The 26,189-nt window shown below is 61.4% G+C and carries 19 protein-coding genes and 1 tRNA gene; 10 read left to right on the top strand and 10 right to left on the bottom strand.

Annotated features, from left to right (window positions below):
- Positions 1-7 precede the first annotated feature (7 nt).
- The 4 genes from HFO99_RS01605 to eat all read left to right on the top strand — a co-directional run bounded on the left by HFO99_RS01605 (position 8) and on the right by eat (position 4,235).
- Positions 8-84, top strand: a tRNA-Arg gene (locus HFO99_RS01605).
- A 564-nt stretch (positions 85-648) separates the two neighbouring features.
- Entirely contained in the window at positions 649-2,097 is a 1,449-nt protein-coding gene (locus tag HFO99_RS01600; RefSeq protein WP_222358749.1) for an ethanolamine ammonia-lyase subunit EutB, read from the top strand.
- On the top strand, positions 2,094-2,840 hold the full coding sequence (gene eutC, locus HFO99_RS01595) for an ethanolamine ammonia-lyase subunit EutC (RefSeq protein ID WP_222358746.1): 747 nt from the start codon (positions 2,094-2,096) through the stop codon (positions 2,838-2,840). Before HFO99_RS01600 ends, eutC begins: the two co-directional genes overlap by 4 nt.
- A gap of 30 nt (positions 2,841-2,870) precedes the next feature.
- The gene (gene eat, locus HFO99_RS01590) at positions 2,871-4,235 is read left to right on the top strand and encodes an ethanolamine permease (protein ID WP_222358744.1); all 1,365 of its coding nucleotides are present in this window, start codon (positions 2,871-2,873) and stop codon (positions 4,233-4,235) included.
- A 157-nt stretch (positions 4,236-4,392) separates the two neighbouring features.
- Here eat and HFO99_RS01585 read toward each other — a convergent pair whose 3' ends face one another.
- On the bottom strand, positions 4,393-4,911 hold the full coding sequence (locus HFO99_RS01585) for a DUF2937 family protein (protein ID WP_222358740.1): 519 nt from the start codon (positions 4,909-4,911) through the stop codon (positions 4,393-4,395).
- Positions 4,912-5,071: 160 nt separating this feature from the next.
- Between HFO99_RS01585 and HFO99_RS01580 the strand changes: the two genes are divergently transcribed.
- Positions 5,072-5,314, top strand: a complete 243-nt coding sequence (locus HFO99_RS01580; protein ID WP_222358737.1) for a hypothetical protein — start codon at positions 5,072-5,074, stop codon at positions 5,312-5,314.
- Between the two features lie 120 nt (positions 5,315-5,434).
- Positions 5,435-5,587: a hypothetical protein gene (locus HFO99_RS01575; protein ID WP_003543398.1), complete on the top strand. Its 153-nt coding sequence runs from the start codon at positions 5,435-5,437 to the stop codon at positions 5,585-5,587.
- Between the two features lie 82 nt (positions 5,588-5,669).
- On the opposite strand, the gene HFO99_RS01570 is transcribed toward HFO99_RS01575, so the two are convergent.
- Positions 5,670-5,960 carry a BON domain-containing protein gene (locus HFO99_RS01570; protein WP_222358734.1) on the bottom strand — a complete coding sequence of 97 codons (291 nt, stop codon included), beginning with the start codon at positions 5,958-5,960 and terminating at the stop codon, positions 5,670-5,672.
- Between the two features lie 63 nt (positions 5,961-6,023).
- Positions 6,024-6,734, bottom strand: a complete 711-nt coding sequence (locus HFO99_RS01565) for a hypothetical protein (protein ID WP_222358731.1) — start codon at positions 6,732-6,734, stop codon at positions 6,024-6,026.
- A 320-nt stretch (positions 6,735-7,054) separates the two neighbouring features.
- Here HFO99_RS01565 and dxr point away from each other — a divergent pair, with 320 nt between their 5' ends.
- The gene (dxr, locus tag HFO99_RS01560) at positions 7,055-8,245 is read left to right on the top strand and encodes a 1-deoxy-D-xylulose-5-phosphate reductoisomerase (RefSeq protein WP_222358728.1); all 1,191 of its coding nucleotides are present in this window, start codon (positions 7,055-7,057) and stop codon (positions 8,243-8,245) included.
- Between the two features lie 50 nt (positions 8,246-8,295).
- Here dxr and HFO99_RS01555 read toward each other — a convergent pair whose 3' ends face one another.
- The 7 genes from HFO99_RS01555 to hemA all read right to left on the bottom strand — a co-directional run bounded on the left by HFO99_RS01555 (position 8,296) and on the right by hemA (position 17,001).
- A complete protein-coding gene (locus HFO99_RS01555; protein ID WP_222336196.1) occupies positions 8,296-9,369 on the bottom strand; it encodes an ABC transporter ATP-binding protein in 1,074 nt (357 codons plus the stop codon).
- A gap of 24 nt (positions 9,370-9,393) precedes the next feature.
- The gene (locus tag HFO99_RS01550) at positions 9,394-11,316 is read right to left on the bottom strand and encodes a glycoside hydrolase family 127 protein (RefSeq protein WP_222358725.1); all 1,923 of its coding nucleotides are present in this window, start codon (positions 11,314-11,316) and stop codon (positions 9,394-9,396) included.
- 20 nt (positions 11,317-11,336) lie between these two features.
- On the bottom strand, positions 11,337-12,200 hold the full coding sequence (locus tag HFO99_RS01545) for a carbohydrate ABC transporter permease (protein ID WP_222336194.1): 864 nt from the start codon (positions 12,198-12,200) through the stop codon (positions 11,337-11,339).
- Entirely contained in the window at positions 12,197-13,114 is a 918-nt protein-coding gene (locus tag HFO99_RS01540; protein ID WP_164577158.1) for a carbohydrate ABC transporter permease, read from the bottom strand. Before HFO99_RS01540 ends, HFO99_RS01545 begins: the two co-directional genes overlap by 4 nt.
- Positions 13,115-13,188: 74 nt before the next feature.
- Positions 13,189-14,427 carry an ABC transporter substrate-binding protein gene (locus tag HFO99_RS01535; RefSeq protein WP_222358722.1) on the bottom strand — a complete coding sequence of 413 codons (1,239 nt, stop codon included), beginning with the start codon at positions 14,425-14,427 and terminating at the stop codon, positions 13,189-13,191.
- A gap of 69 nt (positions 14,428-14,496) precedes the next feature.
- Entirely contained in the window at positions 14,497-15,459 is a 963-nt protein-coding gene (locus HFO99_RS01530; protein ID WP_222359234.1) for a LacI family DNA-binding transcriptional regulator, read from the bottom strand.
- Positions 15,460-15,786: 327 nt separating this feature from the next.
- Positions 15,787-17,001, bottom strand: coding sequence for a 5-aminolevulinate synthase (hemA, locus tag HFO99_RS01525; RefSeq protein WP_222359232.1), 1,215 nt, complete (start codon positions 16,999-17,001; stop codon positions 15,787-15,789).
- Positions 17,002-17,325: 324 nt separating this feature from the next.
- Here hemA and HFO99_RS01520 point away from each other — a divergent pair, with 324 nt between their 5' ends.
- From HFO99_RS01520 to HFO99_RS01510, 3 genes are all read left to right on the top strand, one after another.
- Positions 17,326-17,583, top strand: coding sequence for a YMGG-like glycine zipper-containing protein (locus HFO99_RS01520; RefSeq protein WP_017966299.1), 258 nt, complete (start codon positions 17,326-17,328; stop codon positions 17,581-17,583).
- Positions 17,584-17,752: 169 nt separating this feature from the next.
- Complete coding sequence (locus HFO99_RS01515) at positions 17,753-19,681, top strand: autotransporter assembly complex protein TamA (RefSeq protein WP_222358719.1); 1,929 nt, start codon at positions 17,753-17,755, stop codon at positions 19,679-19,681.
- Between the two features lie 66 nt (positions 19,682-19,747).
- A complete protein-coding gene (locus HFO99_RS01510) occupies positions 19,748-26,170 on the top strand; it encodes a translocation/assembly module TamB domain-containing protein (protein ID WP_222359230.1) in 6,423 nt (2,140 codons plus the stop codon).
- Positions 26,171-26,189 lie beyond the last annotated feature (19 nt).

Below are 26,189 nucleotides of genomic sequence, written 5' to 3'. Positions count from 1 at the left end.
CTTAAGTGGTCCCGTAGCTCAGCAGGATAGAGCACCAGATTCCTAATCTGGGGGTCGCGCGTTCGAATCGCGCCGGGATCACCAGTCAATCAGATGGTTATCTCCGTCGACCGAACGTACGTTCCTGCAGAGATGCAAGAACGAAATAATGATGTCATCAGAAACTGGCCTTTGACTGGCAGTAGCGAGGCCGCACGACCAAGCTCTTCGGGCCGAAGAAATTGACGATCAATTGGGTCCGTTCAACTGGCTAGTTTTTCAACATCGGGGTCGATCCACAGTCAGTTCGCTCAACGTCGACGATCGCGTCTCAGCACAGACTGCCCCACCGAAAAGGCAGTCGGCCAGAACCACTAGATCAGGAACGGTCAACGAATTTCTTCGCGATCAGTGTGCGCTCGACGCAAATGTGCGCATATCGGCGCATGCCGTCGCAAAGTGGATAAACAGCTCCGACTGTTATCTATCCCTAGTTGAAAATGATCTCTGCGATGGCCGCGTAGCGTAGGCCGTCATGGTCCAGCCATGCGAAGTCTTTGGCACGGCTGCCCCGGCATCCCAGCCTAAAAAGAATGGCACGCTTCTTGCGTTGCTTGGCGTAGAGCCGAGCATACTCGGCGGAAGCCAACAAATGCTCACAACCGGAAGGTGGATGAGTTCTCGGACATTTGGAATAGGCTGATCGGCGGCCAGGAGCAGATGACAACATATTCGATCGTTCTAGGACGCGAACGCCATGTCTTTCAGGATCTGAAATCGGTATTGGCTTGCGCATCGCCGCTGAAATCAGGTGACGTGCTGGCCGGGATCGCAGCGTCAACCAACGAGCGGCGGGTGGCCGCCCGCTATCTGCTCGCGGATATGCCTCTCAAGGCTTTCCTGGAGGACCTCGTCATCCCATACGAGACCGACGAGGTCAGTCGGTTGATCGTCGACCGCCATGATTGGATGGCATTCGCGTCGGTCTCTCATATGACGGTCGGTGAGTTTCGCGATTGGCTTCTCTCTTATGACGCGACCTCCGAAAAACTGCTTGCCATTGCACCAGGCCTCACCCCCGAAATGGTCGCGGCGGTCTCCAAGATCATGCGCAACCATGATCTGATCACCGTCGCCGGCAAATGCAGGGTGGTCACCGCCTTTCGTTCCACGATCGGTCTGCCCGGCCGACTGTCGAGCCGCCTTCAGCCCAATCATCCCACCGATGATCCTGAAGGCGTCGCCGGCTCGACACTCGACGGACTTCTTTATGGGATCGGCGATGCGGTGATCGGCATCAACCCGGCGACCGACAATATCGAGGCCTGCACAAGGTTGATGGTTCTTTTCGACCGACTGCGCGAACGGTTCGAGATCCCGACCCAATCCTGCGTGTTGACCCATGTCACGACGTCGATCAAGGCGATCGAAGCTGGAGCGCCGCTCGATCTGGTGTTCCAGTCAATCGCCGGCTCGGAGGCTGCCAACAAGGGTTTCGGCGTCGATCTCGCCGTCCTCAGGGAAGGCCAGCAGGCAGCACTTTCCATGAAGCGCGGCACGGTCGGAAACAATGTCATGTATCTGGAGACCGGCCAGGGCAGCGCACTCTCGGCCGACGCCCATCACGGTGTCGACGAACAGACGATTGAGACGCGGGCCTATGCCGTTGCACGTGAACTCAATCCGTTGCTCGTCAATACAGTCGTTGGTTTCATTGGCCCCGAATATCTTTTCGACGCCAAGCAAATTATCCGCGCCGGGCTCGAAGATCATTTCTGCGGCAAACTGCTTGGTGTGCCGATGGGGGTCGACGTTTGCTACACCAACCATGCGGAAGCCGACCAGGACGATATGGACAATCTGATGGTGTTGCTGACTGTCGCGGGCGTCAGTTTTCTCATCGCGGTGCCTGGCGCCGATGACGTCATGCTCAATTATCAGAGCCTTTCCTACCACGATATTGTCGGCCTCAGGCACCAGTTCAATCGTCCGCCCGCCCCAGAATTCGAAGCCTGGCTCCATCGCATGGGCATGCTTGATCACACGGGACGTCTTGCACCGGCCAGCGCCTCGGGCGCCTTCTCCCGCAATCTTCTGAGCTATAAGGCATCGGCATGACTCCCTTCGAACGAGATCCGTTTGCGCGGTTCCGCAACGCCACACGCGCCCGGATCGGGCTTGGCAGGGCGGGCGACGCCTTGCCGACATCGGCAATTCTCGACTTCCAGCTTGCCCATGCCCGGGCGCGGGATGCCGTGCATGGGCAGGTGGATTTTGTCGCCCTTGCCAAGCAGCTTGCTCCCGTGCCGACGGTCCGGATTCGGTCTCGCGCCAAAGATCGTACGATCTATCTGGCGCGCCCGGATCTCGGCCGTCAGACCAACGCGGCCGATCTGCCAGGCCCAGGCGATCGTTATGATATCGCCTTCATCATCGCAGACGGACTTTCGGCCTCGGCAGTCGAGCACCACGCGGTGCCGCTGTTTAACGCATGCATGAAGCGTCTCGGCGACTTCAGCGTCGCCCCGGTGATATTGGGCGAGCAGGCGCGGGTGGCATTTGGTGATGAGGCAGCGGCAGCGTTTGGTGCGGAAGTTGCCATCGTGCTGATCGGCGAGAGGCCGGGACTAAGCGTGCCTGACAGCCTCGGCGCCTACATCACGTTCCGCCCGCAATCGGGACGGCGCGACAGCGAGCGCAACTGCATTTCGAATATTCATGCCGACGGGCTCAGCTACGAGGTCGCAGCGGACAAGATCGTTTGGATCGTCCGGGAGGCGCTTCGCTTGCAGCTGACCGGTGTCGATCTCAAGGAAAATGCCGAAGGCGCCATAGAAGCGCTGCCGCACCAAGAACCATAAAGTTCAATCTACAAAAAAAGGGGAACAATCATGTCAAATTCTCAACCGACGCTCGCCAAGAGCCTGACTGGGCTGCACTTATGGGGGCTTGCCGTCGGCCTCGTCATCTCCGGCGAATATTTCGGCTGGAGCTATGGCTGGGCGGCCGCTGGCACGCTCGGCTTCTTGATCACCACGATCCTGATCGCAGTGATGTACACCACCTTTATCTTTTCCTTCACGGAATTGACGACGGCCATCCCCCATGCCGGCGGCCCTTTTGCCTATGCGCTCAGAGCTTTCGGCCCGCTCGGCGGTTTCGTTGCGGGCTTTGCGACATTGGTTGAATTCGTCTTCGCCCCTCCGGCCATCGCGCTGGCCATCGGCGCCTATCTCAATGTGCAGTTCCCGGGGCTCGATCCGAAAGTGGCAGCTGTCGGCGCCTATATCATTTTCATGGCGCTCAATATCGTCGGAGTCACCATCGCGGCAACCTTCGAACTCTTCATCACCATTCTGGCGATTGCCGAACTGCTGATCTTTATGGGTGTCGTCGCGCCAGGCTTCTCTTTTGCCAATTTCGCGGCCAATGGCTGGGCTGGCGCCCCTGATTTCTCGGTCGGTGCCATTGGAGGCATCTTTGCCGCCATTCCATTTGCCATCTGGTTTTTCCTGGCGATCGAAGGCGCGGCGATGGCAGCTGAGGAGACCAAGAACCCCACCCGCACCGTTCCCATTGCCTATATTGCGGGTATTCTGACACTCGTCTTCCTCGCCTTCGGCACCATGATCTTCGCCGGTGGCGTCGGCGATTGGCGCACGCTGTCCAACATCAACGATCCGCTACCGCAGGCGATGAAGGCAGTGGTGGGCGAATCCTCCGGTTGGCTGCATATGCTGGTCTGGATCGGCCTGTTCGGCCTGATTGCTTCCTTTCACGGCATCATCATGGGCTATTCCAGGCAGATTTTTGCGCTGGGCCGCGCCGGCTACCTCCCGGAAGTCCTTGCAAAAATCCATCCGAAATTCCGCACACCTTATCTCGCAGTCCTTGCAGGTGGCGCCGTCGGCATCGCAGCCATCTTTTCCGACAGCCTGATCCAGATCGGCGGTTTGCCGCTGACCGCCAATATTGTCACCATGTCGGTGTTCGGCGCGATCATCATGTACATCGTCTCGATGGCGTCGCTGTTCAAGCTGCGTCAGGCCGAACCTGAACTCGCCCGACCCTTCAGGGCCTGGGGTTATCCCGTGGTGCCAGCCATTGCCCTCGGGCTCGCCCTCGTCGCGCTGGCGGCAATGATCTACTACAACTTTCTGATCTTTTTGATCTTCCTCGCGATGGGCGTGGTGGCATTCGGCATTTGGCGTTTGCTTTCAGGTGGCATCATCAAGGAAGCGGCAGCGTCCACGTAAGAAGGCTCTCTGACCCGATCACCAGGAAGGCAACCGGACGAACCGGTTCCGATCAATATCGACGACCCCCGCGAAGTGTGGCGGGGGTCATTTCAGCGCAAAGCTTGACTGATATCATCACGTTCCGGGGCCAGTGCCACGTTCGCCACCGATTGGTTCACCGCACCTGACGATGGACGCGCCGTGTCCTCGTGACCCGCCGCGCCCCCAATCCCAGCAACGCCGCCACGGCCCAGCCACCGAGAAAACCAATCGCGCCCCAGACGAGACCCGCAAAGCTGACGGGGACGCCGGGCACGAAGTCGCGCCAGGTATTGGCGAAAACGACGTCATCGGCATTCCCCAGCAGAACAAAGGGTTTGGCGACTGGGGCGGCGGTGCCGAGGTGGAGCTGCTGGGAGAGCAGCGTTTCGTAGCGCGTGATCGTGCTCTGCATCGAGACGCCGCGGTCGCGCAGGAAATCGTCGGATGATTGGGCATAGGCGCTCAGCGCCTGCTGGCGATCGAGATGGTGCTCGGCGGCTTGGCGGTTGAAATCCTCGACGATGACCCGCAATTCGTCGATCGCTCCGCCGATCCGCTGGCGGTATTGCTGCGCAAATTCCGGCGCCTGCGAAAAAATCGTGCCGCCGGCAAGCCCGGCCACAATGGCGATGATCCTTACAATCGGTCCCATGATCCCATCAGTCCCATTGATGCCTCCGGCTATCCCCAGCGCTAACGATCCGCAGCCGCAAAGGTTTCTGCCGTCGACACAATCGGTAACCCTATGTGATTGAACCAGCGTCGCTTCCGGCGAGTTGATGCCCTGACCAATTCAGAATGAGAGGCTCGTCATGAAGCAGATTATCCTTGCCTGCACGCTCACTGCTGCGTCCATCTTTTCCGCAATGCCGTCCCAGGCGGCAAGTGTGACCATCACCACGGATGACGCGCATCCCTATTATCGCCATTCGGACCGACCCTATTACCGCCATCACGTGAGGCCGCGCCACATCTCCGAGGAGTGCTTCACCAAGGTGGAAAATATCCGCCGCCACGGTCACACGACCGTCAAAGAAACCCGAATCTGCCGATAAGGCAATCCATGCAGGAAAAGCCCGACCGATCCTCCCCGGCCGGGGCTTTTTGTTTCTGATCTCGCCGATGAGGAACTTCGCCATATCAGCTGCGTTTATCGCGAAACAGGAGTATTCATCATGCGTATCAAGATGACTCTTTTGGCAATCGCCTATGTCGCCGTCAGTGTCCTGCTGCTCGCCATCGCCTACCAGCCGCAGGGATCGGGCGCCGCGCAGAAAACGGATCGTCTGGCCGGCTCGTCCTTCCTCGTCGAACGCTTCGCCGGTTGATCAGTTCAGCGCCGAATGATAGCGACGACGTGATATAGTCCTCGTCCGGCAGGGTCTGGCCCTGGAGCGGCCCTCCATCTGATTAATGCGTGCCATCGAGCGAAGATCCGCCGAGCAGGATACGGTTCTGCACCGCATGCACGCCCTCGACCGCCTTGGCGACCGCAGTTGCCCGTTCGATTTCGCCGACCGTGCCGACGATGCCGCTCAGCACGACGTGGTCGCTCTCCATCGTCACCTCGACATCAGACGCATCGATGCCGCCGGCGATCGCCAGCGCATTGGCGACGGCCGCCTCGACCGATGCACGATTGGCGATTTCCGCTTCCATCTCGGGTTCGAGCCCGTGAAATGTCTGCTCCTTGAAAACCATGATCCGTTCCTCCGTGAAAACCTGCGGAGGAAACGCTGATCGGCGGAGTTTGGTTCAGCACCGCTACCACTGCACGCGATAGCGGAGATTGACGCTGCCCGCCTCACCCCCTGAAAATGGATTGCTCACCGAGGCATCGAGATTGAGATTCGGCAGAATGGCCTGGCTGACCCCCACCGTGCTCGAGAAGTCGCCGCTGGCATTGCTGATGCCTGTCCCTGCCGAAAGCGAGGTTCCCGTCCAGGGATGGATCAGCTTCAGCGCCTGCGATGCCGTCACCGAAGCCTGCCGGGCTTCGACCGCGTCATATTGGACACTGATGGACCGGCTCGATTGCATGTCGAGCGAATCGGACAGGATCCAGCTGCGCGAGCGGCTGAGGGTCAGCGCGCCGCTGCCGCGCAGTGTATCGACGCGGACGCTCGCGCCCTGCTGTGACTGGCCTGCCGGGGTGACGTTCGTCCTGCTGATCCGGCCCCAAAGCATTGCCTGTTCGGAATCTGGCAGCAGCGCGCCGCTCTTAGTCGAGGCCAGCGCAATGTCGGCGCCAGCGCTGGTTTCCCATTCCGCCGGCAGGCGGAAACCCACCGTCGCCTTGTAGGACCGGTCCGAAAGCTTGGCCGGCGACCAGATCACCAGGTCGTCTGCCCTCGCTGCAGCGGTGAGCGAGGGTAGGATGGCGAAAAGAATGCATGCTATTTTGAATGTCGTCATGAAGTAAGAACGTTTTGACCTGACAGGGGCGGCAGCGTCGAAACCGACGCGGCAGCGCATATGAAAGCGTTCTCAACGAACGCGACGAGGGATCACGGCCAAGCCGTCCGTCCCGGTTTTCATCCTCGATTTAATGTGTGGCCGGAAGGCCAGCGGCACCGAGTGCCTGTTCTTCTATGGACGCCACTGCGCCCCGACTTGCCCACGCGACAGTGACCGGCCGCGGCGGAAGCGATTCCGCCGACAATGTCACAAGGATCACATCCGGCGGCCGCTCTGTAAACCCCTCAGGAGTAGAAATCTGCTGCACCGCACACTTGCCGCCCCCTCCAAAGCCTAGTAGAGCCTGAGCCACGAGAGAAATTTTCGCGAAATACCACATGATAACCGGCAAAAGCGCGCCGCGGCGCCTCAGCATCTTCGGTTCGACGGGTTCGATCGGCCAGAATACACTCAATGTCGTCGATCACCTGGGCGGACGGGAGAACTTCGAAATCGCCGTGCTGACCGGTAATGGCAATGTCGAATTGCTGGCTCGGCAGGCGAAATTATTCGGCGCGCGGCTGGCAGTGACGGCAAACGACCGCCATTACGAATCACTGAAGAGCGCACTTTCCGGCACCGGCATCGCGGTCGCTTCGGGAAAATCCGGGCTGATGGAAGCCGCCGACCGCGAAGCTGACTGGGTGATGGCGGCCATCGTCGGCACCGCGGGCCTGGCGCCGACGCTTGCCGCTGCCCGCAGCGGCGCCGATATCGCCCTTGCCAACAAGGAATGTCTGGTATCGGCCGGCGATCTCTTTATCGCAGCGATCCAGGCGGGCGGCGGCAGACTGCTTCCGGTCGACAGCGAGCACAACGCGATTTTCCAGGTGCTGGAAGAGAACCAGCGCCACGCCGTCGAGCGGGTCATCCTGACGGCGTCGGGCGGTCCTTTCCGCACCGCCTCGCTGCGTGACATGGCAGATGTGACGGTGGAAACCGCACGCGCCCACCCGAACTGGTCGATGGGCTTGAAGATCTCGATCGACAGCGCCTCGATGTTCAACAAGGCGTTGGAGATGATCGAAGCCCGGCACCTTTTCGGCCTCAGACCGGAACAGATCGAGGTCATCTTCCACCCGCAATCGATCATTCATTCCATGGTCGGCTATACGGATGGGTCTGTGCTGGCACAGCTCGGCGCGCCCGATATGCGCACCGCCATCGGTTATGCGTTGTCCTTTCCGCGTCGGCCGAACTTGCCGGTCGAGCGGCTGGATTTCGCCAAGCTCGCCAGGCTGGATTTCGAGGCGCCGGATGAAGTGCGGTTTCCGGCGCTGCGGCTGGCACGCCTGGCGATGACGCGCGGTGGCGTTCAGGGCGCGGTGCTGAACGGCGCCAAGGAAGTGGCGCTCGAAGCCTTCATCGAGGGGCGGCTGTCGTTCCTCGCTATGGCCGAGGTCACCGAGAGGGTGATGGACGATCTGGCCAGCCTGCCGCCGGCTGCCGGCATGGACGATGTCTTCGCCGCCGACAGGCAAGCCCGGCAAAGGGCGGCGGAGCTGATGACACTGGCGATCGCCGAGTGAAGTTCAGACGGGCCGATCGCCGAGTGGTCGCCCGCCTGTGACCGGCGCCATTACCGCAACCGGTTGCCGCCCTCGTCGAACAACCGGCAATCCGACGGTTCAAACAGCAAGCTCACCTGCTCGCCTGCCGCGATACTGATCGGTGACCGATGCTCGACGGTGAGTGACTGGCCATCGGCAAGCTGGCAATAGAGATATTGCGTTCCGCCGAGATATTCCGAAAAATCCACCCTGGCCGTCAGGCTGCCCGATAGGTCGGATGCCACCTTCAGATGCTCCGGCCGCAGACCGAGCGTCACCGCGCCACCAACCGGCCTGTTCGCCGGCGGCAGGCCGCTTTCGATCTGCCGGCCGGCGACTTCGACCAGGCCCCCTTCACCCCAGCGGGCATTCAGCAGGTTCATCCTCGGCGAGCCGATGAAGCCCGCCACGAAGGTATTCGAGGGATTCTCGTAGATTTCCCGCGGCGTTCCCGCCTGTTCGACGCGGCCGTCGCGCAGCACGACGATCTTGTCGGCGAGCGTCATCGCCTCCGTCTGGTCGTGCGTGACATAGATCATCGTGTTGCCGAGTTCGCGGTGGAGGCGGGCGATCTCGATGCGCATCGAAACGCGCAGTTCGGCATCGAGATTGGACAGCGGTTCGTCGAACAGAAAGACATCCGGCTTGCGCACGATCGCCCGGCCGATCGCCACACGCTGCCGTTGTCCTCCGGAAAGCTGTCCCGGCCGCCGGTCGAGAAGATGGTCGATCTTGAGGATCGCGGAGGCGGCCTTGACGCGCGTCTCTATCTCGGCGGCACTGGTGCGCGCCATCTTCAAGCCGAAGGCCAGGTTGTCGCGCACGCTCATATGCGGATAGAGCGCGTAGGACTGGAAGACCATGGCGATGCCGCGCTCGGATGGATCGAGATCGGTGACAACACGTCCCTTGATCTCGACCTCGCCGTCGGTCACGTCTTCCAGGCCGGCAATCATGCGCAGAAGCGTCGATTTTCCGCAGCCGGAAGGGCCGACAAAGACGACGAATTCGCCCTCTGCGATCGTCAGGTCGATCCCGTGGACCACCTGCAGATTGCCATAGCTTTTTCGCACGTCCTGGAGCACGACGCTCTTGTTACCCATACCGTTCGTCATCCCCAAAAAGACCTATCTGTCCGACTGGACCCAGACGAGCATCTCTCCGGGCGCGCGGTTGTCCCAGAGATGATAGGGCACGAAACGCGCGGTGGCGACCTGCCTTTCGGCCGGCGCCTTGCGATAGAGCGCTGTTCCCCAGTTCGATGTCTCCTCGCGCTCGACCTTGAGATCGAGGGCGACGGCATCGTTGAGATCCTTCAGCACGACGGTTTCGGCTGTGGAGAGTTCACGCGGCAGGATGATGGCGTTGAGGTCTTCGCCATTGTCCGTTGTTTCCAGACAATAGACCAGCGGGCCGCGCATCAATGCGACCCGGCCGGCGTCCTGGCGCACCTTCGGGTTGGCATATTGCGGCCGAAGCGCCAGCGGCAGGTAGAGGGCGACACGATCGCCCGCCGCCCACTCACGATCGATCCTGGCATATCCGTCGTGCATATTGGCGTTGAGATCGAGCATCTCTCCATTGACGCTGAGGGTTGCGCCTTCGGCCCAGTCCGGAATGCGCAGCGACAGCGCAAACCGCGCCGGCTTCTCCAGCCTGGTGGTAAAGGCGACCGCACCGTCCCACGGATAGTTGGTGGTCTGCTCGAGTTCGACCTCGGCACCGTTGGCAAGCTTCAGCCGCGCGGTGCTTTCGCCATAGAGGTGGACGGCGATCTCGTTATCCGAAACGGCGTACATGTAGGAGCCGATCGAGGTCACCAGCCGGGCGATGTTGGGCGGGCAGCAGGGGCAATGGTGCCATTTCCACCGATGGTGCTTGCCGGCACTTTCAAGCGGATTGTCGTAGAAGAAGGTCTTGCCGTCCGTCGAAAGCCCCGGCAGCGCGCCGTTGTAAAGCGCCTGCTCCATGATGTCGGCATAGCGCCGATCCGGCCCGCGGCCGAGCATGCGGCTTGCCCAGAACACCAGGCCGACCGAGGCGCAGGTCTCCGCATAGGCGGTATCGTTCGGCAGATCGAAATAATCGGTAAAGCCTTCGTTGGACGCCGCCGGCCCGATGCCGCCGGTGATGTACATCTGCTTGGTCGTCAGATCGTCCCAGAGCGTTTCCAGCGCTGCCGTCAGGCTGTCGTCCTTGTATTCGGTGGCGATGTCGGCCATGCCAGAATAGAGATACATGGCGCGCACCGCGTGGCCGACGACCTTCGTCTGCGCGCGCACCGGCTGGTGCGCCTGCGCATATTCATAGGTCTTCTGGTGGTATTCGGAGACATTGCGCCCGTCGCGGCTTGCCTCGGCGGTGAAGAAATGCGGTTCGGTGCCGCGCTCGTCGATAAAATATTTCGACAGGTCGAGATATTTCTTCTCATCCGTCACGCGGGCGAGCTTGACCAGCGCGAGCTCGACTTCCTCGTGGCCGCAATAGCCCGGGATCTGGCCTTCGCCGTGGCCGAAAATCTTGATCATGTAATCGGCATAGCGGCACATGATGTCGAGCAGCTTGCGTTTGCCGGTCGCCTGAAAATAGGCGACCGCGGCTTCCATCAGGTGGCCGGCGCAATAGAGCTCATGATGGTCGCGCAGATTGGTCCAGCGTCGGCTTGGCTCGACGCGCTGGAACCAGGCGTTCAGATAGCCGTCCCCGTCCTGCAGCTTCTCATACATGTCGATGATCTCGTCGGCGCGCGCTTCGAGCTTCGGGTTCGGCCGGCGATAGAGCGAATAGGCGATCGTCTCGATCGATTTGCCGAGGTCGGAATCCCAGAACATCTGCGTCGTCCCGCCCCATGGCTGAATAGGAATGACGACCCCGGGGCTCGGCTGATCGACGTCGATCGCCTTGAGCATGCCGGCCTCGACGCAGCGGTCGAGCAGGGTCTCTGCAGTGGAATTGCAGACGGCGTCCTGCCATTTGCCCCAGAAGCCGCCGAGCTCCACATCGGGAACGGCGACGGGGCGAAACTGGCGGTCGTTGCTTGGTTTGGTCATGGGCTCCACTTTCTCTAAGATCATTTTACCGCGCCGGCCATCAGCCCGCGCATGTAGTAGCGTTGCAGGAGCAGGAAGACGATCAGGCAGGGGATCGTCATGACGACCACACCGGCCTGAACCGCTCCCCAGTTGATGGCGCCGAGCCGTCCGGCGCGAACCGCCGTCATCAGCACCGGCAGAGTGTATTTCTCATTGCTGGAGAGCAGCACCAGCGCGGCGAGAAACTCGTTCCAGGCATTGAGGAAGGCAAAGATCGCGACCGTCGCGACGCCGGGAAGCACCAGCGGCAGGAGAACTCGGACCAGGAGCCTGAGGTCGCGCGCGCCGTCGATGCGCGCGGCCTCTTCGATCTCCTTCGGCACGGCGTCGAAGGCGTTGCGCATCATGAAGACTGAGAAGGGCAGTTGCAGCGTCACATAAACGAGCGTCAGCCCAATCAGCGAATTGTTGAGGCCGAGCTTTGCCAGAATGATGAAGAGCGGCGTCAGGATCGACTGGAACGGGATCATCAGCGTCGCGATGATCAGCACGAAGAGCGCATTCTTCAGCGGGAACCGGTAGCGCGAGAAGCCGTAGCCGGCGAGCAGGCTGACGGCAACGGTGAGAACCACGGTGGCGACCGAAACGAACAGCGAATTGATCATGTGCCGCCAAATGCCGGCGCCGAACGTATCGAGCAGTGCGTAGGAATCGATGCTGACGCCGGATGTCGGCCATGGCGGCAAGGGCGGCAGGCTGGCCTCCGTGCCATGCCGGAAGGACGACAACAGCGTGATCACGAAGGGGGCGAGAAAGAAGATCGAGATAGTGATGCCGGTCAGATGATAGGCCGACTTCGTTCGGATGGCCTTGCGAGCGCGGCGTTCCCTCGACGTGGTCATGGACGCTCCTCCCCGACGCGAAGCAGCCAGAGCTGCACGATGCTGATCGCCACCAGGATGGCGAGAAGCACAATCGAGAGTGCTGCGCCATAACCGAGATTGAACGACACGAAGGACTGGTTGAAGATGTAATAGACCACCGAGATCATTTTGTTCTGCGGCCCGCCCGCGGTCATGATGTAGAACTGGTCGAAGGCGAGGATCGAACCGGTGACGGAGACGATCAGCGCCAAGGCGATCGTCTTGCGCATCAGCGGCAGCGTCAGATGCCGGAAACGCTGCCAGCGGCCGGCGCCGTCGATGCGGGCGGCCTCCGTCAGCTCGGACGGAATGGCCTGAAGCCCGGTCAAAAGAATGATCATGGTGAAGCCGGCGATCTTCCAGACGACCATCACCACGATCGTCAGAAAGGCGGTGTCGAAGGTCGCAAGAAGATTGGGGCTCTTTTCCAGAAGGCCGAGCCCTCTCAAGGCCGGGCCGATGAAGCCGCTATCGACATTGGCAAGCCAGACCCACAGCAGCGAGGCTGTCGCCAGACCGACCACGACGGGCAGGAAGATGATCGTCCGGTAGGCGCCGACGAACTGCCGTTCCTTTTCGACGAAGATTGCCAGCGGAAAGGCGATGGCGAAGATCGCGATGGTGACGATCACGGTGTAATAGGCCGTGAAATTCAGCGCCGTCATGAAACGGGTGTCGTTGGCCATGCGGACATAATTATTGAAGCCGATCCAGCGCGACGCCCCCATCAGCGGCCAGTTGTGCAGGCTCATCCATCCAGTGAAAAGAACCGGCATGATGAAGAAGACGATGACCAGCGCCATGGCCGGCGCGATGTAGACGAGGCCGCGCCAGTTCGATCGGCGCCGTCGCCTGCGCCGAGGCAATAGAATCTCTGAACCGGAACCGGTCATCAAAACGCTCCGCATCTGTCGAGTGGGATTGGCCGGGAAGCTGCCACCGCTCCCCGGCCGCGGCCGGGGGGAGTTTACTGGCCGCTATCGATGATCGATTGCATTTCCGATTGCGCACTCGAAAACGCGCCGTCGACATCGTCGCCGAAGATCGCGGCGTTGGTAAAGCTTGCCCAAGGCCCGTTGGCGCTGTTGATCAAGTCGTTGAACTGCAGCGTATAGGGGGTCTTGGCCACACCGATCGCCTTCAGGCCAACCTGCATGCGCGGATCGAGGCCCTCAAGCACCTTGTCGGCGATATCGCCCCGCGTCGGCAGGCTGCCATACTTCGCCATGATCTTCTGGCCGTCCATCGAATACACATATTCGAGGAACTCCTTCACCGCGTCGATCTTCTTCGTGCCCTTGGTGATGACGAAGTTGTCGCCACCGGCGAAGGACGAGGGCTTGCCGTCGACGCCGGGAATGAGGGTCACGCCGAAGTTGATATCGGGATGCTCGGTTACCAGCGTGCCGATGGCAAAGGCGCCAAGGCTTTGCTGGCCGATCTTGCCGTTGGTGAAGGTCAGGAAGTTGGCGCCGTTGTCGCTGGCGGCTCCCGCAGGCACCAGATCCTTCTTGACCATGTTGCGGTAGATATCGACGGCCTTGCGCATCTGCGGCGTATCGAGTGTTGCCGTCTTGCTGTCGGCCGATAGGATATCGGCACCGGCGCCCCAGACCAGCGGCGTGAATGTGAAGATCATGCAGCCGCCGCAGCCGCCGCCGGAGAAATAGAAGCCGTAGGTATCGTCACCGAGCGCCCGGATTTTCTCGGCATTGGCGGTAATTTCGTCCCAATTCGCCGGTGCCTTTTCCGGGTCGAGACCGGCCTTCTTGTAGAGATCCTTGTTCCAGGCAAAGACGGAAGTTTCAACCGACAGCGGCAGGCCGTAGATCCGGTCCTGATAGGTGCCGAGGCGAACATGTGATGGCGAAAGCGAGTTGAAATAGGGCAAAGATTTTGCCCAGTCGGTCAGGTCTTCCAGCTGGCCGGCCGCGGCAAAGGCCGGGTTATAGATGAGATCCATCGACAGCGCGTCCGGCGCCTGTCCGCCGGCGATCGCCGTCGCATATTTCTGCACGAGCTCGGAGAACGGCACCTCAGTCATCACGACCTTGTTCTCGTGACCGGAATTATAGGCTTCGACGACCTTCTTGAAGGCGTCGCCGATCCCCGAGCGAACCCACATTTCGACATTTTCGGCAGCCGACGCGGCCGACACCAGACATAAGGTAGCGATACTGGTCGCCGCCAATAGACGCTTGATCATGACACTCCTCCCGATATGGCGCATCTCCTCGCGCCTTTGCTCATTCTCTTGTTCTCATCCCCGGGGGCTTTACCCCCCGCATGATTGCCGGACGATCAGCCGGCACGGCAATTTCCTCACTCCCGGCTCGACAGGCCGTCCTTCCGCAAGCGCAAGCACTGTCAATCCGGCTTGCCGGCCGAGTTCCTTCAGTTCCATGTCCACCGTCGTCAGCGGCGGCCGCGTCTGAGCCGCGACAATCTCCCAATTGTCGAAGCCGATGACCGAGACGTCCTGCGGCACCTTGACGCCGCGCTCGCGCAACGCATCCACAGCACCGCGGGCGATCTGGTCATTGCCGCAGAAGAGCGCATCCGGTTTTTCTCCGGGTCTCTTCCAAAGCTGTTCGACCGCCTCATGGCCCCAGCTTTCCGACCAGACGCCGTAGAGCACCGGTTCGCGGTGACCGGCCACCTCGTGATAGGCGCCGGCACGCTCCCGCACCGAGAAGAAGTCTTCCGGCCCGGTGATATGGGCAATCCGCCGCCGCCCAATGTTCACGAGCCACTCGACGGCAAGCCTCGCGCCCTGTTCGTCGTCCGAACGGAAGGTCACGCTGTTCTGCGTCCCCTCCGTGAACGCATAGACGACAGGCACATGTAGATTCGACAGGTCGACAGGCAGACGTCTGTCCAGGCGCTTGCCCGTCGCGATGATGCCGTCGACCTGTTTGTCCAGCATCGCGTCGACATGAATCTGGGCGAGCGCCGGATCGTCTTCGATGGCGCACAGGAAGACCGAAACGCCGTGATCGACGAGAGCGTCGGAGATACCCGCCATGACCGGCAGCGTGAACCGGCCATAGGTGTCGTTCGTCAGCAGCCCGATGGTGAAGCTGCGCTTGCTGAGAAGGCCTCTCGCCAGCGCATTCGGCCGATATCCGATTTCGGCGGCGATCCGTTTCACCCGTTCGCGGGTTTCCGACCCCATCCGGCCGGTATCGTTGAGAGCTTTCGACGCCGTCGAGATGCTCACCGCGGCAGCCGCCGCCACCTCATGGATGGTGATCCTACCTCTTTTTCCTCCCGATATGTTCAGAACGTCCTCCTTCTGAAGTAATCTGAGAAAAGCTTTTACCAATCTTCATGTCAAGTGAGAAAAGGTTTTCTCATGCCACATCTTGCCGGGAGGACGCAAGCACAGGGAAAGATCCAAGCGTATCGGTCAGGCCGATTGCGACGTGTTATCGGCGTTGAGACCAAGCGCAGAGCGGATGAGATTGGGCGGTCATAGGCGCCCGTTGCGGCGTCTTGCGGGAGCAAAATCGATCGCTGGCGGATGCCCTGAATTACGGTTCGAACTGCATGATCATCGAAAAAGTCAGGCGACGTGCCTAGCCAATGCGCAGCGCGACCAGAGCGAATGCAGCGCCTCGACCAGATGGGCGATATCGGCGTCGGAATGCAGCGGCGTCGGCGTGATGCGCAGCCGTTCGGTCTTCTTCGGCACGGTGGGATAATTGATCGGCTGGACATAGACGCCGCAATTGTCGAGCAGCAGGTCGGAGATCCACTTGCACTTCGCCGCATCGCCGACCAGCACCGGCACGATATGGCTCGGATTGGGCATATGCGGAATGCCGCGCTGGTCGAGCAGCGCCCTCAGGTTGCGGACACGGTCCTGATGGCGGGCGCGCTCGAACTGGCTGACCTTCAGGTGCTGGATCGAGGCGACGGCGCCGGCGGCGAGCGCCGGCGGCAACGCCGTGGTGAAGATGAAGCCGGAGGCAAACGAGCGGATGAAATCGCAAAGCGCCGTCGAGGCGGCGATATAGCCGCCCATCACCCCGAACGCCTTGCCGAGCGTGCCCTCGATCACGGTCAGCCGGTCCATCAGCCCCTCGCGCTCGGCAATGCCGCCGCCGCGCGGGCCGTACATGCCGACGCCATGCACTTCGTCGAGATAGGTCATCGCCCCGTATTTGTCGGCAAGGTCGCAGATTTCCTTGATCGGGGCGATATCGCCATCCATCGAATAGACGCTCTCGAAGGCGATCAGCTTCGGCGCTTTCGGATCGGCGGCCTTGAGCTTGGCTTCGAGATCGGCCACGTCATTGTGCTTCCAGATCACCTTGTCGCACTTGGCATAGCGGATGCCCTCGATCATCGAGGCATGATTCAGCGCATCGGAGAAGATGATCAGGCCGGGGATCTTGGCGCCGAGCGTGCCGAGCGCTGCCCAGTTGGACACATAGCCGGACGTGAAGATCAGCGCTGCTTCCTTGCCGTGCAGGTCGGCAAGCTCACGTTCGAGCATGACGTGATGGTGGTTGGTGCCAGAAATATTCCGGGTGCCTCCCGCACCCGCGCCACAGTGGTCGATGGCGTTCTTCATCGCCTCGATCACCTTCGGATGCTGACCCATGCCGAGATAGTCGTTGGAGCACCAAACCGTGACTTCCTTTTGGCCATCCGCGGTGTAACGCGTCGCGCGGGGAAAATTGCCGCGGTGACGTTCGAGATCGGCAAAAACGCGGTAACGGCCCTCGCTATGAAGCCCGTCCAGCTCGTTTTTGAAAAACGCTTCGAAATCCATCATATGCTCCAGTATCGCGCGGATGTTCTTGATGACTGGACGTTCGCGCGTCAATGCTTACCCTTTGCTTTAACATCAACTGCGGCAAAAGGCCCAGATTTTTGAATGATTCCAGACAAAAAATATGCGCGCCGCGATCAATGAAATTGATCCGGCGGAACGCAGCGGAGTTTGTGAACTGTGCAAAAGGCGACAACAGCCTGATCGCAAAAAAATCAGCACACCGGTGGACAACCCTTTCTTCCGACATAGTTTTCGGTCTAGCCTGACAAAAAATAGAAGGGACGGCCTTTGCCCGCTGGGCAACAACCTCGGAGAGAAAAGATGAAGAAAGCTGTCATACTCGCATTGGTCGGCCTGTCGATCGCAAGCTGCACGCCGACGCAGCAGGGCGCCGGCATCGGCGCTGCATCAGGCGCCGTCATCGGCGGCGCAGTCACCGGCAATGTTCGTGGCGCAGCAGTCGGCGCTGCGATCGGCGGCGTGTCCGGCGCCCTCATCGGCAGCGTCGCCGAACAGCCCGGCCAGTGCTACTATCGCGACCGCTACGGTCGCCGCTATATCGATAGTTGCCCGCGCTGAGAGCACCCTGAAATTGGTAAATCCAGGAAATCCCGGACACACGTCCGGGATTTTTTGTGCTAAATTAGTGCGTTGGCAATTTAAAATGGTACACCCCGCGCGATTTTGCCGCTAAGCTGTTCATGGCTGGGCAACGAAGCTTCAATGTAGACATAACCAAAAGCGGCGGATGCGGATCAGAGGGACAGGCCCGAAAACAAGTATTGCGTATCGGCGAACAGGCACCATGATGGTGGTCGCAGCGGCAGCTGCGTTCTCACCGGTCCTGATCGGCGACGCTTACGCCTTCAAGCTTTTCGGCATCACCATTTTCGGCAAAGAAGAAGACGAAGGCGAACAGGTGCCCGATCCGGTGCGCTATCAGGTCGACCTCAAAGCCGATACCGCCGATCCCGAGCTGAAAGAAGCGTTGGAAAACAGTTCCCGTCTGGTCAGCGACCAGAAGCTCCCGGTTTCCGGCGATCTTGGCATCGTCGTCAAGGCGCGCGACGACCGTGAGCGGCTGATCGCCACTCTGTATGAAAAGGCCCGTTATGGCGGCCTGGTGACGATCACCATCGACGGCAAGAATATCGACGACCTGCCGCCCAATCCGACATTCGACCGGTCAGGGCCGATCCCTGTCACCGTCGACATTGCTCCCGGCCCAGTTTTCAAGGTCAGGGAAGTTCAGTTCGGCGGCGATGCCGCAAACCATAATCCCGCCGATTACGATCTCGCTCCGGGCGCTGAGGCCGGCTCGCTCGCCATCATCAAGGCCGGCGACAAGATCGTCGAACAACTGAAGAGCGAAGGCCGGCCCTTCGCCAAGTTGACCGAACGCAAGGTCGTCGCCGATCACAACAGCGATACCGTCGATATCGTCCTTGCTGCCGAGGGCGGTCCCGTCGCCCCGATCGGCGATGTCGGCGTCACCGGCGAAAAGACCGTCGAGCCGGCTTTCATCCAGCGTTATTCCCGGCTGAACAAGGGCGAGGCCTATTCCCCGGAAACGCTGAAGAAAGCCGGCGAGCGGCTGCGCGCCCTCGGCGTCTTTTCGAGCGTCACCATCCACGAAGGCGATGCGCTGGCATCCGATGGCACGCTGCCGATGACGATCGAGGTTTCCGAAGGCAAGAGGCGCTACTTCGGCGTCGGCGCGCAATATTCCACCACCGACGGCTTCGGTGTTCAGGGCTATTGGGGCCACCGCAACCTGTTCGGCGAAGCCGAAACGCTGAGGATCGAGGGATCGGTCTCCAGGTTTGGCGAAACGACGGATGTCGGCAGCCTCGACTATTCCGCCGGCATCCTCTTCACCAAACCCGGCGCCTTCTTCCCCGCCGCCACCCTGAAGGCCGGCATCGTCGCCAAGACCGAAAATCCGGATGCTTACAACGCGACGCTGGTCACCGCCTCGCTCGGCCTGTCGTACGAGCTGACCGACCGGGACACCGCCTCGGCGAGCGGCGAGGTCAGCTGGGAGCGCGACGACGACGCCTTCGGCACGAACGACTATCTGACCTTTACCTTGCCGATCAAATATGATCGCGATGCACGCGACGACAAGTTCAACCCAACGGAGGGCTATCGCGCGACGCTCTCGGCAAAGCCTGGCTACGAAATCTTCAACGCCACGCCCTATGCGGCATTCGAGGGCTCGATTTCCGGCTATCTGCCGTTCGGCCAGGAAGACGGCCTGGTGCTCGCCGGCAAGGTTGCCGCCGGCATCCTGATCGGCGGTGATAGCATTGGGGATATTCCCGCAACACAGCGCTTCTTTGCCGGCGGCGGCGGTTCCGTGCGCGGATACAGCTATCAGGAAATCTCGCCCTATAACGACAATGGCGATGCCACCGGCGGCCGCTCTTATGTAACCGGTTCGCTGGAAGCCCGCATCAAGATCACCGATACGATCGGCATCGTGCCCTTCATTGATGCCGGCACCGTATCGGACAGCACCTTTCCGGGATTTTCCGACATTCGCGCCGGCGCCGGCGCCGGAATACGATATGCAACGCCTTTCGGCCCGCTGCGGCTTGATTTTGCCGTGCCGCTGAACAAGTACGAAGATGGCACAGATTACGGAATCTACGCCGGCATCGGCCAATCCTTCTAGATTGCCGATGCCGCTCGTGTTTTCCGATCTGTGAGCCTTCATGAAAACGGGGTAGTGTCCGCGCCGATGCAAACGCTGGCAAAAATCGTCAACTGGATCGTACGGCTGACCGGCTATGCCGTCGGCGCGATCTTGATTCTCGCCGTCGTGGCACTGGCGATCTTCGGCTTCACCAGTTTTGGCGCTCGCATCGTCACCGAAAAGATAGCCTCCACGCTTTCCAACCGCGACATGACGATCGAGGTTCGCGAACCGCAAGGCCTTTTGACCGGCGGGCTTCGCGCCGCCGAGATCTCCATCTCCGACACCAGGGGCGTCTTTGCGGAAATTCATGGCATTGCGATCGACTGGAATCCGCTTGCGCTGCTGACGGGAACTTTCCATGCCAAACGCTTCGAGATCGAAGCGATCAACGTGCTGCGCAAGCCGGTGCGCACCCTCCCCTCGCGGCCCGGAGCTGAAAATTCCGGCGGATTTAATCTTCCGATCAAGGTGGAGATAGACCGTGTCGCGCTGCCCGATATCAAACTTGCCGCACCCGTTGCCGGCCGCGCCTTTGCGCTCGCCGCCGAGGGCAGCCTTTCGGCGAATGGCGATGGCGGCGAGGCCGTCGTCAATGTCAGCCGTCACGCGGTCCCGAATGCGCGGCTTGCCGCCGACATCGCCTTTGCGCCGGCCGAAAACCGGCTGCGGTTGAAGGCGCAGCTGTCCGAGCCGAAGGGCGGGCTGCTGGCGGACTTTCTCGGCCTGCCGGACAGCCCGGCGGTCAACATCGATCTCGACGGCCAGGGGCCGATATCCGATTGGAAAGGCAAAGTGCAGGCCGCCCTCGACGGGCAGCAGCGCGCCGCAATCGAGGCCCGGCATCAGATTACGGAAGACGGGCTGCACCACCTCGACCTCAAGGGCGGCGGTGACCTGAGCTCGCTGCTTCCATCGGCATTCCGGCCGCTTTTTGCCGGCCAGACCAATATCGATCTTGCCACCACCTTCGACAATCACGGCAAGATCGATATCCAGACCGGCAATATCGCCACCGGCAGCGTGGTGATCGCCGCCTCGGGCACCCTCGATCCGGCCGGCAACAACAGCCTGAACGCCAATCTGCTCGGCACGTCGGGGCCTGTCGATTTCCGCTGGCCGCTCGCCGAAGGCGAAGCGCGCTTTCTTATATCAGGCCTCAACTTGGCACTGACAGGCGATGCGCAGGCCGCCCGGCTGAACGTCAGCGGCTCGCTCGACACCGCAACCCTTCCGCAGGCCAATATCGGCAATATCAAGCTGACCGCAAAGAGCGACGCCTTCAATCTCGCCGCGCGTTCCGGCAGCGTCCAGCTGCGCCTCGTTGCCGGCGACGCGACCTTCTCCGACCCGAACCTCAATCGCGCCGTCCAGGGCCCGGTCACGATCGCCTCGCCGCTGCAGATCTCGCCCAGTGGCATCGGCTTCAACGGCACCACCGTCGAAAGCGCCAACATCAGCGGCGGCCTCAACGGCTCCTATCGGCTGGCAGACAAGGCGCTGACCGGCAACCTCAAACTCACCATCGACCCGGCAGCCCTGCCGGCTGCGGCGACAAGCAGGTTCGACGGACCGATCTCGCTCGAAAGCCAGGTGGTCGGCACCATCCCGTCAAAATTCGCGCTGTCCAACCTCGTCCTGAAGTCCGGCACGCTCGAAGCCGCCGGCAACGTCGCACTCGACGGCGGGATGTTGAATGCCGATCTCTCCGGCCGGCTGCCTGACATTGGCAAGCTCATCCCTGGCGCCAGCGGTGGAGCGGGTTATGCGTTGAGAGTGGGAGGTGAGCTCCCGGCAATCTCGGTGACGGCCAATCTCAAGGCCGCCAGCCTAAAAATGGCCGACCGCGTGCTCGGCAACCTCAATATCGACCTGTCGGGTCTCGCCGATCCCAAGGCGCCGCAGGGCAGGATCGCCGCCACCGGCACGATCGACGGCCAGCCGATCGGCATCAACGGCGACATCAGTTCGCAGGCAGGCAAGATGCGCATTCCGGCGCTGACCGCCGATATCGGCGGCAACCGGCTGACCGGCAATGTGGAACTCTCGCCCTCTCTGGAGCCAACAGGCGCACTGACCTTCGATTTCCGCAATGTCGGCCTGCTCGCCGCACTCGCCGGACAGAAGGCCGAAGGCGATCTCAAGGGTTCGCTCGGCGTCAGCAGCGACAGCGGCAGGATCGCGCTCAAACTGCTTGCAACAGGCGGCTCGATCCGCCGTGATATGCTTGCGATCGTCAAGCCCGATATCGATGTCACGGTCAGCGATCTCAGCGCCCTTGCCGCAAACGGCACGGTCAAGGCCGAGGAGGTGAGCGCCGGAACGAACAAGCTTGCCGGCCCTTCGCTTAGGTTTACCAAGCAGCAAAACCATACCGACTTCGATCTCGATGCTGCCTATGACGGCAATCCCGTGCTGGCGGCCGGCAATATCGAGGCGGCGGCCGGCACGATGCACCTGAACCTCGATCGTTTCTCGGCAAGCCCCCGCAATATCCCGATCGAGCTTGCCGCACCGACGCAGGTCGCCATCGGTGGCGGTGCCGCCAGTCTGAACGGACTGACGCTGAAGACCGGCGCCGGTTCGGTGACTGTCACCGGTTCTGCCGGTGAAACGCTGAAGCTTGATGCCGATATCCACGAGCTGCCGGCAGCGCTCGCCAACGGTTTCGTGCCCAACCTTTCAGCCGGCGGCACGATCTCCGGAACCATCGCCGTGACCGGAACGCCGGCAGCACCGGTCGCCGACTTCAAGCTCGACTGGAAGGATGCGACGACCGGCCAGACCAAGGGGGCGGGCCTGGCACCGCTCGGCATCACCGCCGGCGGCAAATTCGCCGACCACAAGCTCGATTTCGACACGACCGTCAGCAGTGATGACGGCCTCTCGCTGAAGGCCGCCGGCAATGTCGCCCTCGCCGATCCGAAGGCGCCGGTGCTTGACGTCAACGCCGATATCCTCAACCTGCCTGCCCGCATTGCCAATGGTTTCGTGCCCAATTTCGCCGCCGAAGGCACGATTACAGGAAAACTGGCCGCCTCCGGTTCGCTGGCTGCTCCCACCGCCAATTTCGATCTCGATTGGAAAAATGCTGCGACGAGCCAGACGAGGCGTGCGGGCCTTGCCGACCTCGCCGTCAAGGCATCCGGAAAATTCACCGACAGCAAGCTCGATTTCAACACGACGATCGGCGGCGCCAACAGCCTCTCCTTAAAGGCAAACGGCAATATCGCCATCACGGGCACGACGATCGGCAACGTCACGGTCGACGCCGCGCTGGCCAATGTTCCGGCAAAGATCGCAAACAGCTTCGTCGCCGATCTCGCCGCCGAAGGCGCGATCTCCGGAAATATCTCGGCCAGCGGGTCGCTCAGCGCCCCGAATGCCGAATTCGATCTCAATTGGAGAGACGCTGCAACGAGCCACACCAAACGTGCCGGCCTTGCAGCGCTTGGCGTGACCGCATCGGGAAAATTTGCCGAAAACAAGCTCGATTTCGACACGGGGATCGTCGGCGCCAACAGCCTCTCTCTGAAGGCAAACGGCAATGTCGCCATCACCGGCACGACAATCGGTAACGTCAAGGTCGATGCGGCGCTGGCAAATATCCCGGCAAACATTGCAAACAGCTTCGTTCCCGATCTCGCCGCCGAAGGCGCGATCTCAGGAACGGTCTCTGCCAGCGGCTCTCTTTCCGCTCCGGCTGCCGATTTCGATCTCAATTGGAAAGACGCGGTGACGAGCCACACGAGACGTGCCGGCCTTGCAGCACTCGGCGTGACCGCATCGGGAAAATTTGCCGAAAACAAGCTTGATTTCAACGCCGCAGTCAGCGGCGATAAAGACCTTTCACTAAAGGCCATGGGCAATGTCGCATTGGCCGGGAGGACGATCGACAGCATCAAGGTCGATGCCGAGATCGCCAAGCTTCCCGCCAGCCTCGCAAACGCCTTCGTTCCCGATCTGGCGGCCGGCGGCACGATATCCGGCACCCTGTCCGCCGCTGGGACACCGGCCGCACCCAATGCCGACTTCAAGCTCGACTGGACGGATGCTGCGACCAGCCAGACCCGAAGCGCTCATCTCTCGGGCTTAGCACTTGCCGCATCGGGACGCTTCGCCGACAACCGGCTCGATTTCGAGGCCAATCTCGGCGGTCAGGACGGCCTCTCGCTGAAGGCCATGGGCAACGTCGCGATATCAGGCACCTCGGTTAAAACCCTCGACGTCAAGGCCGATCTCGCCAACCTTCCGGCAGGCCTCGCCAACGGCTTCGTCCCGGGTCTTGCCGCCGAAGGCACCGTCTCGGGAACGGCATCCGCTTCCGGCGCGCTGCCGAAGCCGGCCGTCGATTTCAAGCTCGATTGGAAGAACGCCGCCACCGCCCAGACCAAAAGCAGCGGCCTTTCGGGCCTGAGTGCTGCGGCATCCGGCAAGTTCGCCAATGACCGGGTCGATTTCGACGCTAATCTCGCCGGCAAGGACGGCGTGCTGGCCAAGGCGAAGGGCGGCGTCACGATCGCGGGAACGGCCATCCGGGACCTTTCGATCAATGCCGATATCCCGGCGCTGCCGGCAAATATCGCAAATGCCTTCGTTCCCGGCCTCGGTGCCGAAGGCACGCTTTCAGCAAGTGCCGTAACGTCAGGGACTCCGGCAAAACCGATCGTCGATTTCAAGCTGGACTGGAAGGACGCCGCCACCAGCCACACCAAAGCTGCCGGCCTGTCCCGCCTCGCGCTGGCGGCAACGGGAAAATATGCCGGTGACAGGCTGGATTTCGACGCGAACCTGACTGGCGGCGGCGGCATTACGCTGAAAGCAGCCGGCAATCTTTCGATCGCAGGCACCTCGATCCGCTCGATCGACGTCACGGCGAACGCCACCAATGTTCCGGCCGGCATCGCTAACGGCTTTGTTCCCGGCCTTGCAGCCGAGGGCGCAGTCACGGCGACAGCAAAGGCCACCGGCGCGCTGTCGGCGCCCTCCGTCGACTTCAAGGTCGACTGGAAGAACGCGGCGACGAGCCAGACAAAAGGTGCCGGCCTTTCGCCGTTCACCATCGGTGCGTCAGGCAAACTTGCCGGAAACAGGCTGACCGTCGACACCAGCCTTGCCGGTGACGCCGGCATGTCGCTGAAGGGCGGCGGCAGTGTTGCGATCGCAGGCAATCGCGCCATCGACATGCGCTTTACAGGCAATCTTCCCTTTGCCGTGCTCGGCGCCCCGCTTGCGCAGCAGGGCCTCGTCGCGGACGGCGTCGCCACTGTCAATCTCCAGATTGGCGGAACGGCCGCAGCGCCCGTCATCAACGGCACGTTCTCGACCAATGGCGCCAAACTCATCGACGTCCGGCGCAATCTAGCCGTCAACAATCTTGCAGCGACCGTGACCTTCAATGGCAGCCAGGCCGTGATATCGCGTCTCAGCGGCAACCTTGGCGGCGGCGGCACGATTTCTGCAAGCGGCACCATCGGCATCCAGCCGGCTGGCGGCTTTCCCGCCGACATTTCGATCAAGCTCGACAAGGCGGTCTATGTCGATGGGACCCTTGTCGTCTCGACGGTCAATGGCACGCTCGGCCTGCGCGGGCCGATCGCCAGTGCGACGCTGAGCGGCAAGGTTCGGCTGGACAAAACCTCGATCACGGTCCCGGAAAAATTGCCGACCTCGCTGCGAGAAATCGACATCCGGCACAAGAATGCGCCGCGCGCCGTGCTTGCGCAGTTGCGCGATGACGGCGAGCGCAAACCCGGCGAGAAATCTTCCGTGATCACGCTGGATCTCGAAATCGACGCGCCTTCGCATATCTTCGTGCGCGGCCGCGGCATCGATGCCGAACTCGGCGGCCAGGTGACGATCCGCGGAACGGCGGCTGCACCCATCGTGACCGGCGGTTTCACCATGCGCCGCGGCCGCCTGACTATTCTCAACCGCCGCCTGGACTTCTCTGACAAGAGCAGGATCACCTTTGCCGGCGACTTGACGCCGGCGCTCGATATGGAAGCGACATCGTCCTCCGGCACGACGACCCTGACCGTCGACGTCGCGGGCCTTGCCACCGATCCCGCAATCACCTTTTCCTCCTCGCCGGAGCTGCCGCAGGACGAGGTGCTGGCACAGCTGATCTTCGGCCAGTCGATGTCGAAGCTCTCGCCGGTGCAGATCGCCCAGCTCGCCGACGCCGTCAGTCAGCTGGCCGGCAACCGCTCCACCTCACTTTTCGAAGGCTTGCGCAACCAGCTCGGCGTCGACGATTTCGACGTCAGCACCGATTCCAAGGGCCAGACGAGCGTCAGCGTCGGCCGCTATCTCAACGATCGCACCTATTTCGAATTGCAGCAGGGCGGTTCGGCCGGCGCCAAGGCGGTGATCAACCTCGATGTCGGCCGCGGCGTCAAGCTGCGCGGGGGGGCCGGTGGCAACGGTGAGGGCGAGGCCGGCATTGTCTACGAACGGGAATACTGATGCATTTTGCCCGCAGCTG

The organism is Rhizobium leguminosarum, assembly GCF_019798305.1.
Lineage (GTDB): Bacteria > Pseudomonadota > Alphaproteobacteria > Rhizobiales > Rhizobiaceae > Rhizobium > Rhizobium leguminosarum_U.
This window is presented reverse-complemented; position numbering and strand designations above follow the sequence as displayed.

Bases quoted from the DNA above. Each gene is read 5' to 3' on its own strand.
- eutC (WP_222358746.1), top strand. From the start codon at position 2,094: ATGACTCCCTTCGAACGAGATCCGTTTGCGCGGTTCCGCAACGCCACA.
- eat (WP_222358744.1), top strand. From the start codon at position 2,871: ATGTCAAATTCTCAACCGACGCTCGCCAAGAGCCTGACTGGGCTGCAC.
- HFO99_RS01585 (WP_222358740.1), bottom strand. From the start codon at position 4,911: ATGGGACCGATTGTAAGGATCATCGCCATTGTGGCCGGGCTTGCCGGC.
- HFO99_RS01580 (WP_222358737.1), top strand. From the start codon at position 5,072: ATGAAGCAGATTATCCTTGCCTGCACGCTCACTGCTGCGTCCATCTTT.
- HFO99_RS01575 (WP_003543398.1), top strand. From the start codon at position 5,435: ATGCGTATCAAGATGACTCTTTTGGCAATCGCCTATGTCGCCGTCAGT.
- HFO99_RS01570 (WP_222358734.1), bottom strand. From the start codon at position 5,960: ATGGTTTTCAAGGAGCAGACATTTCACGGGCTCGAACCCGAGATGGAA.
- HFO99_RS01565 (WP_222358731.1), bottom strand. From the start codon at position 6,734: ATGCGCTGCCGCGTCGGTTTCGACGCTGCCGCCCCTGTCAGGTCAAAA.
- dxr (WP_222358728.1), top strand. From the start codon at position 7,055: ATGATAACCGGCAAAAGCGCGCCGCGGCGCCTCAGCATCTTCGGTTCG.
- HFO99_RS01555 (WP_222336196.1), bottom strand. From the start codon at position 9,369: ATGGGTAACAAGAGCGTCGTGCTCCAGGACGTGCGAAAAAGCTATGGC.
- HFO99_RS01550 (WP_222358725.1), bottom strand. From the start codon at position 11,316: ATGACCAAACCAAGCAACGACCGCCAGTTTCGCCCCGTCGCCGTTCCC.
- HFO99_RS01545 (WP_222336194.1), bottom strand. From the start codon at position 12,200: ATGACCACGTCGAGGGAACGCCGCGCTCGCAAGGCCATCCGAACGAAG.
- HFO99_RS01540 (WP_164577158.1), bottom strand. From the start codon at position 13,114: ATGACCGGTTCCGGTTCAGAGATTCTATTGCCTCGGCGCAGGCGACGG.
- HFO99_RS01535 (WP_222358722.1), bottom strand. From the start codon at position 14,427: ATGATCAAGCGTCTATTGGCGGCGACCAGTATCGCTACCTTATGTCTG.
- hemA (WP_222359232.1), bottom strand. From the start codon at position 17,001: ATGGATTTCGAAGCGTTTTTCAAAAACGAGCTGGACGGGCTTCATAGC.
- HFO99_RS01520 (WP_017966299.1), top strand. From the start codon at position 17,326: ATGAAGAAAGCTGTCATACTCGCATTGGTCGGCCTGTCGATCGCAAGC.
- HFO99_RS01515 (WP_222358719.1), top strand. From the start codon at position 17,753: ATGCGGATCAGAGGGACAGGCCCGAAAACAAGTATTGCGTATCGGCGA.
- HFO99_RS01510 (WP_222359230.1), top strand. From the start codon at position 19,748: ATGCAAACGCTGGCAAAAATCGTCAACTGGATCGTACGGCTGACCGGC.